This is a genomic window from Leucobacter sp. NPDC077196, from assembly GCF_040687075.1.
Classification (GTDB): Bacteria; Actinomycetota; Actinomycetes; order Actinomycetales; family Microbacteriaceae; genus Leucobacter.
In genome coordinates this window covers 71,374-86,545 of the sequence record NZ_JBFBML010000002.1, presented here as the reverse complement: position 1 = coordinate 86,545, position 15,172 = coordinate 71,374, and the positions used below count along the sequence as shown (strand labels likewise).

The window sequence follows — 15,172 nt, the reverse complement described above, 5'->3', positions numbered from 1 at the left end:
TCCTACTGACGTACACGCCGTCTCGATAGGGAATCGGCGCGCAGGCAGGGAGTCGGCGGGCGCACGGGCTCACGGGGCGACGACCCGCGACACGCCCGCCCCGGCCGCGTCGCTCTGCTGCTCGGCCCGTTCGCGCTGCTGCGCCCGGAGCCCGAGCAGCATCAGATCGAGCCCCGTCGCGAAGGCCTGATCAGCGGGGCCGCTGCCCGTGTCGGCCGTGCGCCGCTGCCGCTCCTCGTACGCGGCGGCGAACTGGGGCACATCGTCTCGGTCGCCCGCGTGGAGCATGTCTGGAGCGGCTGCGGCGTCGAGCGCCGACCCGAGAATGAACGATTCGAGTGCCACGAGAATATTGAGAGCGTCTGCGCGGTTCCAGCCTTCCCCGATGAGCAGGGCCAGGATGCGCTCGTACGACGGAAACACCTCGGAACTCGGGTCGAACGGCATGACGGCGAGCAGCGCGATCGTCGGCGGATGAGCGGCGAAGGCGTCCCGATACGAACGCGCCCACGCCGCGAGGGCGATATCCCAGGGCTCGCACTCCAACTCCCGCTGCGACACCCGGCCCGCGATCACCTCGCGGATGCCGCGGAAGACGTCTTCCTTGTTCTCCACGTGGTTGTAGAGCGCTGAGGGTCGCACGCCGAGTTCGCGCGCCAGGTCTCGCATGCCGAACCCCTCGCCGTGCTCGTCGAGCAGGTCGAGCGCCGTTTCGACGATCCTGACCCTCGAGAGCACCTGCGTGCTCGGTCGACCCACGCGCCGGCGCACCGGTTCACTCACGTGCATCACTCCTTTGTCGACGCTTCGCGGCGCGGGCCAGTGCACCTGACTCGCGTTTCCGACGATCTCCGTCTAGTCTAATCAGGTCAAAAAGAACCGCGTTCATTTTGGTCGCCGTTCCGCAGACGGAATCGGCGCACGACACCGGCATCAGCCGCCACATCACAGGAGATTCAGTGAGCGAAGCAACCGGGGCGCACTTGAAGCGCACGCTCGGCCCCATCACCCTCACGCTGTTCGGGCTTTCGTACATGGCGGTCGGCACCGTCTTCACCACCTACGGCATCGTGAACCAGCTCACCGAGGGCCACCTCGTCGATTCGTACATCGTCGCTCTCGTCGTCATGCTCTTCACCGCGGCGAGCTACGCAGCGATGGTGCGCCGCTATCCCGTCGCAGGATCGGCCTACACGTATTCCCAGCAGGCCTTCGGCGGCACCACCGGCTTCCTCACCGGCTGGGTGCTCATGCTCGACTACCTCTTCATCCCGATGATCAACTTCCTGATTCTCGGGCTCTACGTCAGCACGCAGTTCCCCAGCGTCCCGACGTGGATCTTCACGCTCGCGGCCCTCATCGCCGTGTTCGTATTCAACGTGCTCGGCATCTCGCTCGTCGGCAAGATCAACACCGTGATCGTCGTCGTCTCGCTCGCCGCGGTCATCGTCTTCGCGATCCTCGCCATCAAGACCGCGATCAATGACCCGAATGCGCCCTCGTTGCTCGAGCCGTTCATTCCAGGCTCCGTCGGCTACAGCCCGATCTTCACGGGCGCCGCCATCCTCGCGCTCTCGTTCCTCGGCTTCGACGCCGTATCGACCCTCTCAGAAGAGGCGAAGAACCCTCGTCGCGACATCCCCCGCGCCATCATGCTCACGACGATCATCGGCGGTCTCATCTTCATCGTCGTCTCGTACCTCGGCGCACGCGCGTACTACCTCGACGACTGGAGCACTGCGTCGACCGAACTGCTCGACGCGGCGGGCGCCGTACTCTTCGGCCACGTCGGCGGCGACCTGCTCGCGGCGATCTTCGTGATCATCACCGTCGCCGGCTGCTTCGGATCGGGCCTTGCGGGCCAGGTCGCGGTATCGCGCATCCTCTACTCGATGGGCCGCGACGGCATCCTCCCCAAGCCGCTCGGCATCCTCTCGAAGCGCTTCGGCACCCCCATCGTCGCTGCGACCACCGTTTCCGTCGTCGCACTCGCGAGCCTCTTCGTGAGCCTCGACCAGGCGGCATTCATGATCAGCTTCGGTGCGCTCGCGGCATTCGCCATGGTCAACCTCTCGGTGATCCGCACGTACCTCTTCCCGAAGGGCGGCCGCACCGAGCCCGTCTCGGCGTGGGGCTGGTTCCGATACGGCGTCATTCCCCTCGTCGGCTTTGGGCTCACCATCTGGCTGTGGACCTCGCTCGAGGGCCTCACCTGGATCATCGGCGGCATCTGGATGCTCATCGGCGTCGCGATTCTCGCGCTGAAGACCGGCTTCTTCCGCAAGCCGGTGCCGAAGCTCAATTTCTCGGAGGAGATCCCGTCGACCCAAACGATCGACGCCCTCTCCGCCGAGTACCCGCTCGACGCCGCAGAGGCCCGTACCGAGCGCTGACCGATGCCCGGGGGTGCTGAGCAACCGCGGCACCCCCGTCCGCGCGTTCTTCTCACCCGACTTTCCGGAGGCCCCCGTGTCGACCATCCTGTACCGCAACGCCGTCGTCTTCACCGCCGATCCCACCCCCGAGCAGCCCACCCCGATCGCCGAGGCCTTCGCCGTGGAGCAGGGGCGCTTCGTCGCCGTCGGCTCGATCGACGACGTGCGCACGGCAGTGGGGGGCGTCACTGGCGGCGCCGGATCGCGCGAGGTCGTCGAGGTCGACCTCGAGGGGCGGTTCGTCGCTCCCGGCTTCATCGATTCGCACACGCACCTCGTCGGGTTCGGCGAGTCGCTCGCCCGTGTGCAGCTGCGCGACTGCGCCACGCTTGATGAGATGCACGAGCGCCTCCTCGCCGCCCGAGCGGCCGACCCGTCCGCGGCGCGAGTGCTCGGTAGCGGCTGGCTGTTCGACGCGATCTCCGATGGTCTCCCGACCGCCGAGATGCTCGATCGGGTGCTTCCCGACGTTCCCGTGTACCTCGATGCCAATGACTTCCATTCGGTCTGGGTGAACAGCGCGGCGCTTCGAGAGATGGGCATCACGCGCGACACCCCGAATCCCGTCGGAGGCGAGATCGTGCGCGATGCAGCCGGAGACGCGACCGGACTGCTGCTCGAAACCGCCGGCACCCAGTACGCCTCCGCCTTCCTGCTCTCCCAGACCACCGAAGCGGATGTCGTCGCCGCTCTCGACCGCGCATTCGCGAGTTATCTCGAAGCCGGCGTGACCAGAGCCACCGAGATGTCGCTGAACGCCGCCGAGGTCGACGGTGTGCACGCGATCATCGCCCGAGACGGGCGCCTCCCCTTCCCGATCACCGCGCACTGGATTCTCGAGCCGACGGGAGACACCGCGCGCGACGTCGCCGGTGCCGATCGCATCGCGGCCCTCCGCGACGAGATCGCCTCGGGGCCGGCCGCCGACTGGCTGCGCATCGCGGGGGTGAAATTCATCATGGACGGCGTCATCGACGCGTGCACCGCCACGATGCTCGCGCCCTACGCGAACGGAAGCAACGCCGAGCCGATCTGGACCGCGGAGCGCATCCTCCCCGTCGCCGAGGCCGCAGATCGGGCCGGCCTGCAGATTGCGATGCACGCGATCGGCGACCGCACGAGCCAGATCGCCCTCGACGTCGTCGAGCACTGCGTACGCGTCAACGGGCCGCGCGCCCGTCGCCACCGCATCGAGCACCTCGAGAGCGTCGCCGACGACACCATCACCCGGATGGGCGAGCTCGGCGTCATCGCGTCGATGCAGCCCGTGCACTGCGATCCGGCGGTGCTCGACAATTGGAAGGCGCAGCTCGGCGACGAGCGGCAAGAACTCGGCTTCCCCTGGCAGAAGTTCCGAGCAGCCGGCGTCGACATCACGCTCGGCACCGACGCTCCGACCGCGCCGCACGAGGCGATCCCGAACCTCTACATCGCGCTCACCGGTGCCTCGGTGCTCGCGCCCGAACGCGCTCCGTATCATCCGGAGCGGGCGTTCACTCCCGCCGACGCGCTCACGGCGATCACCGCGGGCGGCGCGTTCGCCGGCGAGATGGACGGCACGACGGGCCGGATCCGACCGGGCCTGAGCGCCGACTTCATCGTGCTCGACGTGAACCCGCTCGAGGCGAGCCCCGAGGCCCTGCTCGAGTCGCGCGTGCGCAGCACCACCGTGCTCGGTGAGGAACTGCACCGCGCCGGGTGATCCTGCGCCCGCGTCTTACCTGAGGTGCTCGACGTCGCCGGCCGAGACGATGAGTTCACCGCCGGTGGGCAGGTCGACGACGAGCGATCCGTCGTCCGCAAGCGCACGAGCACGCCCGTCGACGATCTCTCCGCCGGGCAGGTGCACACGCACCTCGGTGCCGAGGGTGAGCGAGTGCCGGGCGACCCGCGCTCGCACGGCGCCGGGATTATCGGCGGCGAGACGCACGAGCCGCAGCAGCTCGCTCGCGTAGTCGGCGAGCACTCGGTCGGCGAGGTCTGCCCCTGCGGCATCGGCGAGGCTCTCGGCGCCGCCGGTATCCGCTCCCGCTGCGAGCAGCGACGACGCCCGATCGGTCGGCAGCTCCCATTCGGGAATCAGCAGATTGATGCCGGTGCCGACGATGACGGTCTGGCCACTCGGGGCCCCGCCCGGCAGCAGTTCGCACAGAATGCCGCACAGCTTCCTGCCCGGTCTCCCGGCGACCGCGTCCTGCTCATCGCGCACGTGCACGTCGTTCGGCCACTTCACCCCGACGCGCTTTGCCTCGCCACCCGCCTGAGCGGCAGCGGCCGAGAAATAGGGCTGCAGAGCGGTGGCGATAGCCGAGCCGGCGAGCAGAGGCAGCCAGCTGACGCCCAGCCCGGCCGCGCCGAACCCGCGCACCAGCAGCGACGCCGCGATCGAGGTGTTCGGCGGCATCACCCAGCCGCGGTCAAGGCGTCCCCGACCAGCGGTCTGATCGCTCGTCACCACCAGGGTGCCGTGCGGCACGGACCCCTCACCGAGGCCCCCCTCCTCCGTCACCAGTTCACGAAGCTCAGCGTTGGTCGACGGCGACGTCGCACGCCACCTGACGTCGGGCAGCGTCGCGCGCGTACGAAGAAGCTCCATGAGCTTTACGTTAGCGCCTCGAATTCGTTGGACCCGGGCACCCGCAGGCGAATACACTCCGACTGTGGAGCATTCAGGCGTATCTTCCCGACCGCATCCCCGGCAGCACCGGCGCCCGCGTCGCTTCGGGCGCTGGTGGCTCGGAGCGGTGATGGGCGCGGGTCTCCTGGCCATCGGAGCGTCGAGCGCTGCTGCGGTCGGTCCAGGTTCCCTCGGCACCGAGTACGTGACCGACGCCGTCGACGTGCTCGACCCCGCCGAGGAGCAGGCGGCGAACGACCGCCTCGCCGAGGCCTTCGACGCGACGGGGCTCGACCTCTTCGTGGTGTACGTGGACGAATTCACCGATCCGGCTGACCGGATCGCGTGGGCCGACGAGACCGCACAGCGCAATGGTCTCGGAGATACGCAGTATCTGCTCGCGGTCGCGACCGAAGGGCGCCAGTACTACATCTCGTCCCCCGAGAATGGTTCGCTGAGCAACGATGCGCTCGATCGCATCGAAGCCGAGCTGGTTCCCGAACTCCGTGACGAGGACTGGGCGGGAACGATCACGGCAGCTGCAGAGCAGCTCGAAGCGGAGGAAGCGGCGCCCGGCCGCAACATCGCGGTCGCTGCGGGCATCGGCGCCGGAGTACTGGGTCTCGGCGGCGCCGCGTTCGGCATCGCGCGCGCGGTGCGCAAGCGACGCACCGCGGCGGCCGTCGAGCAAGATCTCGCTCAGCTCGAGCGCACCTCGGGTTCGGCGCTCGTCGCCGCGGATGACGCGGTGAAGAGCAGCGCACAGGAGCTCGAGTTCGCTCGCGCCCAATTCGGAGACGCGGCGGTCGTGGCGTACGCCACGTCGATCGAGTCGGCGCGCGCCCGACTGCTCGAAGCCTTCGCGCTGCGTCAGCAACTCGACGATGCGACCCCCGACACTGATGCCCAGCGACGGGAATGGCTGCAGCGCGTCATTGAGCTCTGCGCCTCGGTCGACGACGAGCTCGACGCGCAATCGGAATCGTTCGAGCGGTTGCGGGCGATCGAGCAGAACGCACCGGGTGCGCTCGCCTCGGCGGCCGCTCGCCGGGAGCAGGTGGCCGCACAGGCTGCGCAAACCGCTGCGGAGATCGCCCGCCTCGCCGCGACGTTCGCGCCTGAAGAGCTCACCGCCCTCGAAGGCGCCCCGCAGCAGGCGGAGGCCCTCCTCGACTTCGCCGCGGAGCGGGAGAACACCGCGGCATCCGCGCTCGGCGCCACGCCACCGGAGTCCGGCGCCGCCGCAGTGTCGATTCGCGAGGCAGAGGCGGCGATCGCCCAGGCCGAGACGATCCACCAGACCATCGCTGCGCGCGGCCAGGAACTCGCCGGCGTCGAAGCACGATGCGCCGAGCTGATCAGCGAGTTGGAAGCCGACGTCGCGGCAGCCCAGTCGGTCCCGGATGCGAATGGCACCGTCGTGGGGGCCATCGCCGCGACACGGGAGCGCATCGCCGAAGCACGGCACGATCTCTCAGGTGCCGATCGCCGACCGTCGCGCGCCGTCGCTGCCCTCGAAGCCGCGAACGCACACATCGACGGTGTCGTGCAGTCCGCTCAACAGGCGGCGCGCGCGCGACAACTCCTCGACGCGCAACTCACCCAGGCGGATGGCGACGTGCGCCAGGCCGAGTCCTTCATCGAGGCACGGCGCGGAGCAGTCGGCTCGACCGCGCGCACTCGGGCCTCCGAAGCACGGGCAGCGCTCTCCCGTGCCGCGGCCGCGCGTGGCACCGACCCCGCCGCTGGGCTGTCAGAGGCGCAACGCGCGAGCCAGCTCGCCCACCAATCACTCTCCGCCGCTCAATCCGACGTCTCCGGCTTCGGGTACGGAGGCAGAAGTCCGTCGTCGTCGGGCGACCTCGCGGCCGTGCTCGGCGGAATCCTCGGCAGCAGCGGTGGAGGCTCAGGCTTCGGTGGCTCGGGCGGCGGCTTCTGGAGCAGCGGCTCGGGAGGCTCCTGGGGCGGCGGTTCCTCGCGCCGCTCGGGCGGCTCGTCTCGTCGCTCGGGCGGATCCTCGCGCCGCTCGGGCGGCTCGTCTCGCCGTTCCCGTGGTGGACGGTCGGGCCGCAGCGGCGGCGGTCGCTTCTAACTCGGCGCTTCCCCAGTACTGATCTCTACACTCAATCCAAACCGCTCCGCTGAAAGGAACTCACATGTCGAAGCAGTCCATCCTCGGGCGCATCACCACCCTCGTTCGCGCGAACGTCAATTCGATGCTCGACTCGGCCGAAGACCCCGAGAAGATGATCGACCAGCTGATCCGCGATTTCTCCACCAACATCTCGGACGCCGAGACGGCCATCGCGGAGACGATCGGCAACCTGCGTCTGCTCGAGCAGGATTACGACGAAGACGTGCGCACCGCGCGAGAGTGGGAGCGCAAGGCGATCGCGGCGAGCTCGAAGGCCGACGAGCTGCGCGGCGCCGGCAACTCCGTGGACGCCGACAAGTTCGACAACCTCGCGAAGGTTGCGCTGCAGCGCCAGATCACCGAGGAGAACGAAGCACGCGCCGCCGAGCCCACCATCGCCGCGCAGCGCGAGGTCACCGCGAAGCTCAAGGACGGCCTCAACGGCATGCGCGTGAAGCTGCAGCAGCTGCAGACGAAGCGCTCCGAGCTCGTCGCGCGCGCCAAGACGGCTGAAGCGCAGAACCGCGTTGCCGATGCCGTGAAGTCGATCGACGTGCTCGACCCGACGAGCGACCTGGGCCGCTTCGAAGACAAGATTCGTCGGCAGGAGGCTCTTGCCCGCGGCAAGCAGGAGATCGCGGCGTCGACGCTCGACTCGCAGTTCAACGAGCTCGAGAACTTCGAGGCGGTCACCGAGGTCGAGGCGCGGCTCGCTGCGCTGAAGGCCGGGCGGAGCCCGCAGGCCCTCGAGCAGTAACCACTCCCGGGTGTGACGAGCGGAGCGGGCCCATGGGGGAACGCTCCGCTCTTCCCATCGCCCGCAACCATCGCACGCAGCCATCGCACGCAGCCATCGCACGCAGCAGACAGGACACACCGTGGCATTTTGGGGACGCCGAGACCGTGAATCGCAGGAGCGACAGGATGCCTCCGACGCGCAGCAGTCGCAACGTGCACGTAGCGCGATCGTCGCCGCTGACGAGCGCATCAGGGCGACCGGCGACGAGCTGGCGTTCGCGACGGCGGAACTCGGCGAAGACGCCACGGCCGAGCTGAAGGTCGGGCTCGACTCGGTGCGCGAGCACCTGAGCGAGGCCTTCCAGCTGCATCAGCTCAACCACGACCACATCCCCGACACGCCCGACGAGGTGCGCACCCGCAACGCGCGCATCCTGCAACTGTGCGAGTGGGCCGAGTCCGTGCTCGACGAACGCACGGCGGCGTTGCAGTCACGCGTCGAGCGCGCCCGCCGCGCGCCCGAGATGGTGCAGCGCGTGCGCGCGGATGCCGCAGCTCTGCGGGCGCGCGTTCCCGACGCTCAGCGCGCCGCGGCGCGGCTGGCCGAGCGCTACAGCCCCTCGGCGCTGCAACGCGTTCGCCTCCACTCCGAAGACGTGGAGCAGCTGCTCGATTTCGCCGAGCACTCTGCCGACCTCTCAGATCGTCGGCGCTCCGCCGGAGCCCTTGCCGACGCGAACCTCGCGCTCGAGACCGCGACCGAGACCGTGCGCCGCGCCGCCTCGATTCTCGACGGCGTCGACAGCTTCGAGATCGAGGCCCTGCGTGCGCAGAACACGCTCGCCGATGTCATCGACGACTCGCGCGGTGACATCGCCTCTGCGCGCACCGAGCCCCGCAACGAGGCCGTCGACGCCGCGATCGAGCGCCTCGAACAGGCGCTCGCCGAGGTGAGTGCCGGCCGACAGCGCGACCCGTTCGCCGACCTCGCACTCGTCTCTTCCGCGAACTCCGCACTCGACGCCGCCCGCGCTCGCGCGGCGAAGCCCGTCCCTTCGGCGGCGCAGGTGCAACACGGGGTGTCCGCTGCCGACCACGCCATCGGCATTGCGGCGAGCCTCATCGAGGGACACCGGGGCTGGATCGGCGCTGACGCGCGCACGCGTCTCGCCGAAGCGCGACGCCACCGCAGCGAGATCTCAGCGATGCCCGAAACCGAAGACACGCGCGAGTCGGTGCTGCAGCTCGCACGCCGCGCGTCCGACCTCGCCGACGAGTCGCTGCGGCTCGCGCAGCGGGATATCGATTCCTCCCGCCCTGACAACGACGACTGGGGCTGGGGCGGCGGCAACGGAGGCGGTGGCGGCGGCCCGTGGGGTGGCGGCGGCCGGGGACGAGGCGGTGGCGGCGGAGGCGGCGTACTGGGGCCCGTGATCGGCGGCGTATTGCTCGGCGGGCTGTTGGGCGACATCTTCGATTGATTCGTAGGAATCACACCAAGGAGTTTCGATTCCATTGGAGAGGTTCGGAGGGTGACGGAATGTGCGCCGCGCTAGGCTGGCAGGCGTGACTGCAGAGAACATCGCACCCGCGACGACCGCCGACCGCATCGCGGATCATCGCCGCAAGTACCAGGAAGCCGTGGGTGATCGCGATGCCGCGGCCGCCGCGAAGCAGCACGCGCGGGGCAAGATGACCGCCCGCGAACGCATCGCCGCGCTGCTCGATGCCGGCTCGTTCGTCGAGTTCGACAAGTTCGTGAAGCACCGCTCGCAGGGCTTCGGCATGGAGCAGTCTCACCCGTTCGGCGACTCCGTAGTCACCGGCGCGGGAACGATCCACGGCCGCCAGGTCGTCGTGTACTCGCAGGACTTCACCACATTCGGTGGGTCTCTCGGCGAGGTCGCCGGCGAGAAGATCGTCAAGGCAATGGAGTTCGCGCTGAAGACCGGCGCTCCCGTGCTCGGTATCCTCGACTCCGGCGGAGCACGCATCCAGGAAGGCGTCGTCGCGCTCTCCAAGTACGCGAGCATCTTCCGGCTCAACACCATGTGCTCGGGAGTGATCCCGCAGATCTCCATCGTGATGGGCCCGTCGGCCGGCGGCGCCGTGTACTCCCCCGCACTGACCGACTTCGTGATCATGGTCGACAAGACCAGCCACATGTTCGTCACCGGCCCCGACGTGATCAAGACCGTCACCGGCGAAGAGGTCGGCTTCGAAGAGCTCGGCGGCGCGCTCACGCACAATAAGACGAGCGGCGTCTCCCACTACCTGGCGAGCGACGAGCACGACGCGCTCGATTACGCACGCGCGCTCATCAGCTACCTCCCCGATAACAACCTGGCTGAAGCGCCGATCTACGACACCGATACCGCGCTCGAGATCACCGACGCGGATCGTCGCCTGAACACCCTGATTCCCGACAGCGCGAACCAGCCCTACGACATGCAGACCGTCATCGGCGCGATTCTCGACGGCGGCGACTTCCTCGAAGTGCAACCGCTGTTCGCACCCAACATGCTCATCGGATTCGGTCGGGTTGAGGGACGCACGGTCGGCATCGTCGCGAACCAGCCGAACCAGATGGCTGGCACCCTCAACATCGATGCGAGCGAGAAGGCCGCGCGCTTCGTGCGGTTCTGCGACGCGTTCTCCATCCCGATCCTCACCCTCGTCGATGTGCCGGGGTATCTGCCCGGCACCGACCAGGAGTTCCAGGGCGTCATTCGTCGCGGCGCCAAGCTGCTCTACGCCTACGCAGAGGCGACGGTGCCGCTCGTCACCATCATCACTCGCAAGGCCTACGGCGGCGCGTACATCGTGATGGGATCGAAGCAGATGGGTGCCGACTTCAACATCGCGTGGCCCACCGCCGAGATCGCCGTCATGGGTGGCGCGGGAGCGGTGAACATCCTGTACCGCAAGGAGCTCGCCGCGGCGGCCGAGCGCGGCGACGACGTCGAGGCCCTGCGCGCCGAGCTCACGGCGAAGTACACCGCCGATGTGACCTCTCCCTTCCTGGCTGCGGAGCGCGGCGAGCTCGACAATGTGCTCGAGCCCGCAGGCAGCCGCCTCGCCGTGATCAAGGCACTTCGCGGCCTGCGCGGCAAGCGCACCGAGCAGCCCGCGAAGAAGCACGGCAACATTCCGCTGTGACCGCGCGGTCCCAGAGCACGAGCATCGAGAGCGAGCACCCCGTGGCCAAGCACGCTGCACGACCCACCGACGTCGAGAGCGACGGCGATGGGTCGATCCTGCCCCCCGACGCAGCCGCGCGCGACGCTGCGAAGCGCGACACCGCGCTCGAAGACGTGCTGCACGGCGACGACATCCGTTTCATCACGCGAGAGGTCGACAGCGCCGAGCGCGCCGCAGTCATCGCGGTGCTCACGCAGGTACGAGCCGAGGAATCGGATCAGGTCAAACGAGTCGCCCGGCGCGACCGAGAGCCGTGGGCGCGCTCCCAGCGTGTTCCCGACAGCATCTTCGATCTGCTCGCCGAAGCCTGACACGCACGCCCCGACACAGCTCTCGCCAGTCGCGCAGGCAGTTGTAGGGTGGCGGGTATGCCGCGAACCGTTGCCGACGCCGAAGGCGAACTCCGTGCACTCCTGAGCCGGAGCATCGCCGTGACCTACGAGCCGCAGGCGCCCCCCAGCGATCGGCCGCTCCGGCGGTCGGCCGTGCTGATTCTGTTCGGGGCGCTCGACCGCCGCCCGGCCGAGCACGGCGCTCGCACGGTGCCGCCCGAGCTCGACGTGCTGCTGACGCGGCGGGCCGACGGCATGCGGCATCACGCGGGCCAGATCGCCTTCCCCGGTGGCGGCGCGGAGCCGGGCGATCGCAATGCCGCCGACACGGCGCTGCGCGAAGCATCGGAGGAAACGGGGGTCGACCCCGCAGGTGTCGAGGTACTCGGGTCGCTCCAGCCCGTGCACATCCCGGTGAGCAACAACCTCGTGACTCCGGTGGTGGGCTGGTGGCGCCGCGCCAGCGCCGTCGCCGCCGATCACGCGGAGTCGGTCGAGGTGTTCCGCGCCCCCGTCGCCGAGATGCTCGACCCGGCCGCGCGCGGCACGTCCGTGCTGCGACACGAGGCGACGACGTATCGTGGAGCGGCGTTCGCGCTCGGCCCGCACCTCGGAGGCCATCTCGTGTGGGGGTTCACCGGGATGACCCTCGCGAGCCTCTTCGACGAGCTCGGCTGGTCGGTGCCGTGGAATCCCCGGCAGGAGTTCCCGGTCGCCCCGTAGCGGCTGGCCGCCCGTCGGGTGGACGGGCCTAGGCGTGCGTCGCCGCGTCCTCGGGGAAGACGGTGGCGGTGTCGCCGAGTTGCACGGCCAGGGCCGTCGCCTGCGCGGCGTCTTCGAGGTTGAGTGCTCGCCGGTACGCCATCTGCACGGTGTCGGCGACCACGGAGCATCCGTGGTGCTGCATGACGACGCAGTTGTGATCGCGCAGCGCCTCCGCGGCCGTGTCGGCGAGCTCATTCGTGCCGTTGTGGTAGAACGGCACGACGGCGATCTCGCCGAGGTAGTACGCGTGGTCGAGGGTGAGCCTGCGAATCGGGGTGCCGACGCTCGCCAGCACCACGGCCGTTCGCGGATGGAGATGCAGCACGCACTCCGCGTCGGGTCGCGCGAGGTAGGCGCGATGGTGCAGCTTCCACTCGCTCGAGGGGCGCGGCCCACCAAGCGCTGCGTCCCCCGACTCGGAGGCATCGAGCGAGAGTACCGCGAAATCTTCGGGGGTGAGGCGGTCGAGCCAGGTGCCCGACGCGGTGACCACGAACTCGCGATCCGAGATGCGGGCCGAGAGGTTGCCGGCGCTCGCAAGCACCAGCCCGCGGCCGACCGCATCGCGGCCGACGTCGATCAATTCGGCGACGAGGCGGTCTCGATCGCGCAGCTGCTCACTCATGGGTCGTTCCTCCGGTCAATGCACGATAGGTGGTGACGGCCTGCTGGTCGCTGAGCGAGGCGACGTAGTCGAGGATCGCGCGACTGCGCCCCTGTCGGCGCATACCCGCGTCGCTCGTGTCGCCCATCAACAGCTCGGGGCGGTCCCGGCGCACCGCGAAGCCCGCGTCGGTGGCCTCATCAGCCCATTCCAGCAGTCTGCGCGGCGCGCGCCCGGCGTCGTCGGGGTCGGCGAGCCAGGCATCGAACCCGAGCGCGAGCTGTTCGACCATCCGTGCTCGTCCGCGCTGCGGCTGCCCGAGCTCCGGGCGCTCGAGCACGAAGTGCGCGTGCACGAACTTGAGCACCATCACCTCGTGCCACGCCTGCGTGTTCAGCCGCACGTGACCGCTGCGCACGTGCGGGTGCTCCTCCACCACGATCGAGGTGCGCAGGTGGTCGATCCAGCGCCGGGTGAAGTCGGAGACCGATCGCTCGCTGTCGATGCCGCCGTCGTAGGGGGCCGAGAGCAGGGATTCCCCCACTTCTTCGCTCACCCGGCGCACGGCGGCGCGGAACGCGTCGCGATCCGCGATCCAGGCGTCTTTGGCGTGCAGCCTGCGCCACAGCAGCTCGAGCGAGCGCCCCGGAGTGCGCCACGCCGAGGCGACCGCGTCGTCGCTCTCGGTCGCCAGCGCTCCGGCGTGATCGAGCCAGGCGCGAAACTCCCCGGCGATCGAGGACTGCTGCAGCACCCCTGCCCGAGTAAAGTCGTCGAGGTCGTGCACGGCGTAGGCGATGTCGTCGGCGAGGTCCATCACCGCGCATTCGACCGTCTGCACACCGTCCGCGATATGGGTGAACGGAGCGAGCGCCGTCTCCATATCCACAGCGTCGAGTGCATATACCGAGAACTTCTCGGCCCCGCCGTCGACGTCGACCCCGACGCCGCGCGGGCGATCCGGCGCCGGCCGCTCACTCGTGGAGATGCCTACCCAAGCACCTCGGGTCCACGGATACTTCAACGTCGCCGCACGCGTGGCCGCCGTCAGGTTGAGACCGGGAAAGTCGCGCCCGAGCGTGTCGAGCTGGGTGAGGATGCGGAAGCTTTGCGCGTTGCCCTCGAAGCCCTCGGCCAATCCCAATCGTTCGCGGGCGACTCGGTCGAGCACCCGCTCGCCGAGATGGCCGAACGGCGGGTGGCCGAGGTCGTGAGCGTGTGCTGCCGCCTGAGCGACGATCGTGTCGCAGCCGCCGAGGCGCGCGATGATCGCCCCGACCGCGTCGTCTTCGCTGCGACCACCGCGCACGAACTCCGCGTGCTGGGCCGCCCGCCCCGCGAGTTGAGCCGCGATCACTCGGGCGACAGCGCTCACCTTCAGCGAGTGGGTGAGGCGGTTGTGCATCACGGGCCCGACGCCCGTCTGCGGCACGACCTGCGTCACGTCTGAGAGTCGGGCGAAGTACGACGAGAATCGGATGCGCTCGAGGTCCACGCGATACTCCTGCGGCTCGGCCGCGGCTCCGTCGACATCGGCCGGCCACTGCGAATCGGCGATGCCGGCCGGGCGGTGCTGCGAAGATACGTGCTCCACATAGCGTCTGCCTTCTCGTCCGGCCCCCGTTCCCTGCATGACACTCATTCAAGCACGCACCGCGCCGCTACACTGAGCGCAACGGCGAAAGGGGTCATCCATGAGCGGCGCACGGCGATCCTCGAGCGACGGTCGATCCTCCGCCGAATCGGCTGATGAGTCGGCGAGTGAGCACGTGAGCGCGACAAATCGCACCCGAGCCGAGAACATCCCGGCGATTGAGCGAGCTTCGGGGCGCGAGTGGAGCGCCTGGGTGTCGTTGTTCGAAGCGCAGGGCGCCCCGACGCTGACCCACCCCGAGATCGCGAAGATCGCTCGCGCGGCGCTCACCGACGACCTCCGCAATCCTGAGTGGTGGGCGCAGGCCATCGCGATCGCCTACGAGCAGCACGCCGGGCTGCGCGTTCCCGGGCAGTCGTCCACGGGCACGTACCGCGTCAGCGCGAGCCGCACCTTGCCGCTCGATCGCGACGCCGCCATCGAGGCCTGGGCGACGGCGCACGGCTCTCGATCCGAGCATCTCGGCCACGCCCCGACCGAACCCCGAACGTCGCGCACCGAGAAGCGCAGCTTCTGGCGGTTCGGGCTCGAGGGCGCGGGCAAGGTCGAGGTGTCGGCAACGCCGAAGGGTGAGAAGGTGGTGCTCGCGGTCAGCCAGGAGGGCCTGGCCGACGGCGAGGGCATCGAAGCCTGGCGAGCGCACTGGAAGTCGCTGCTCGCAGCGCTCTGACGTCGATGGAACATTCTGGGAA

13 protein-coding genes are annotated in these 15,172 nt (G+C 69.2%); 9 read left to right on the top strand and 4 right to left on the bottom strand.

Features of this window, described 5'->3' with window-relative positions:
• Positions 1-69 precede the first annotated feature (69 nt).
• Positions 70-783 carry a TetR/AcrR family transcriptional regulator C-terminal domain-containing protein gene (locus tag AB0O71_RS04120; RefSeq protein ID WP_363742369.1) on the bottom strand — a complete coding sequence of 238 codons (714 nt, stop codon included), beginning with the start codon at positions 781-783 and terminating at the stop codon, positions 70-72.
• A 176-nt stretch (positions 784-959) separates the two neighbouring features.
• Here AB0O71_RS04120 and AB0O71_RS04115 point away from each other — a divergent pair, with 176 nt between their 5' ends.
• On the top strand, positions 960-2,393 hold the full coding sequence (locus AB0O71_RS04115; protein ID WP_363742367.1) for an APC family permease: 1,434 nt from the start codon (positions 960-962) through the stop codon (positions 2,391-2,393).
• A gap of 76 nt (positions 2,394-2,469) precedes the next feature.
• Complete coding sequence (locus tag AB0O71_RS04110; RefSeq protein ID WP_363742364.1) at positions 2,470-4,137, top strand: amidohydrolase; 1,668 nt, start codon at positions 2,470-2,472, stop codon at positions 4,135-4,137.
• 15 nt (positions 4,138-4,152) lie between these two features.
• Here AB0O71_RS04110 and AB0O71_RS04105 read toward each other — a convergent pair whose 3' ends face one another.
• The gene (locus AB0O71_RS04105; RefSeq protein ID WP_363742362.1) at positions 4,153-5,031 is read right to left on the bottom strand and encodes a biotin--[acetyl-CoA-carboxylase] ligase; all 879 of its coding nucleotides are present in this window, start codon (positions 5,029-5,031) and stop codon (positions 4,153-4,155) included.
• 64 nt (positions 5,032-5,095) lie between these two features.
• On the opposite strand from AB0O71_RS04105, the gene AB0O71_RS04100 reads away from it, so the two are divergent.
• The 6 genes from AB0O71_RS04100 (at position 5,096) to AB0O71_RS04075 (ending at position 12,180) form a co-directional block, all read left to right on the top strand.
• On the top strand, positions 5,096-7,144 hold the full coding sequence (locus tag AB0O71_RS04100) for a TPM domain-containing protein (protein WP_363742359.1): 2,049 nt from the start codon (positions 5,096-5,098) through the stop codon (positions 7,142-7,144).
• Positions 7,145-7,208: 64 nt separating this feature from the next.
• Positions 7,209-7,943 (top strand): PspA/IM30 family protein, encoded by a 735-nt coding sequence (locus AB0O71_RS04095; RefSeq protein ID WP_363742356.1) that lies wholly within the window; start codon positions 7,209-7,211, stop codon positions 7,941-7,943.
• A 121-nt stretch (positions 7,944-8,064) separates the two neighbouring features.
• Complete coding sequence (locus AB0O71_RS04090) at positions 8,065-9,405, top strand: hypothetical protein (RefSeq protein ID WP_363742353.1); 1,341 nt, start codon at positions 8,065-8,067, stop codon at positions 9,403-9,405.
• 85 nt (positions 9,406-9,490) lie between these two features.
• Positions 9,491-11,083: an acyl-CoA carboxylase subunit beta gene (locus AB0O71_RS04085; protein WP_363742351.1), complete on the top strand. Its 1,593-nt coding sequence runs from the start codon at positions 9,491-9,493 to the stop codon at positions 11,081-11,083.
• Entirely contained in the window at positions 11,080-11,436 is a 357-nt protein-coding gene (locus AB0O71_RS04080) for a hypothetical protein (protein ID WP_363742348.1), read from the top strand. Before AB0O71_RS04085 ends, AB0O71_RS04080 begins: the two co-directional genes overlap by 4 nt.
• Before the next feature lie 57 nt (positions 11,437-11,493).
• Positions 11,494-12,180 carry a CoA pyrophosphatase gene (locus AB0O71_RS04075; RefSeq protein ID WP_363742345.1) on the top strand — a complete coding sequence of 229 codons (687 nt, stop codon included), beginning with the start codon at positions 11,494-11,496 and terminating at the stop codon, positions 12,178-12,180.
• A 28-nt stretch (positions 12,181-12,208) separates the two neighbouring features.
• On the opposite strand, the gene AB0O71_RS04070 is transcribed toward AB0O71_RS04075, so the two are convergent.
• Both AB0O71_RS04070 and dgt read right to left on the bottom strand, forming a co-directional pair.
• Positions 12,209-12,847, bottom strand: a complete 639-nt coding sequence (locus AB0O71_RS04070; RefSeq protein ID WP_363742342.1) for a class II aldolase/adducin family protein — start codon at positions 12,845-12,847, stop codon at positions 12,209-12,211.
• A complete protein-coding gene (gene dgt, locus AB0O71_RS04065; RefSeq protein ID WP_363742340.1) occupies positions 12,840-14,420 on the bottom strand; it encodes a dGTP triphosphohydrolase in 1,581 nt (526 codons plus the stop codon). The genes AB0O71_RS04070 and dgt overlap by 8 nt, the downstream gene beginning before the upstream one ends.
• A 100-nt stretch (positions 14,421-14,520) precedes the next feature.
• On the opposite strand from dgt, the gene AB0O71_RS04060 reads away from it, so the two are divergent.
• On the top strand, positions 14,521-15,150 hold the full coding sequence (locus tag AB0O71_RS04060) for a hypothetical protein (protein ID WP_363742338.1): 630 nt from the start codon (positions 14,521-14,523) through the stop codon (positions 15,148-15,150).
• Positions 15,151-15,172 lie beyond the last annotated feature (22 nt).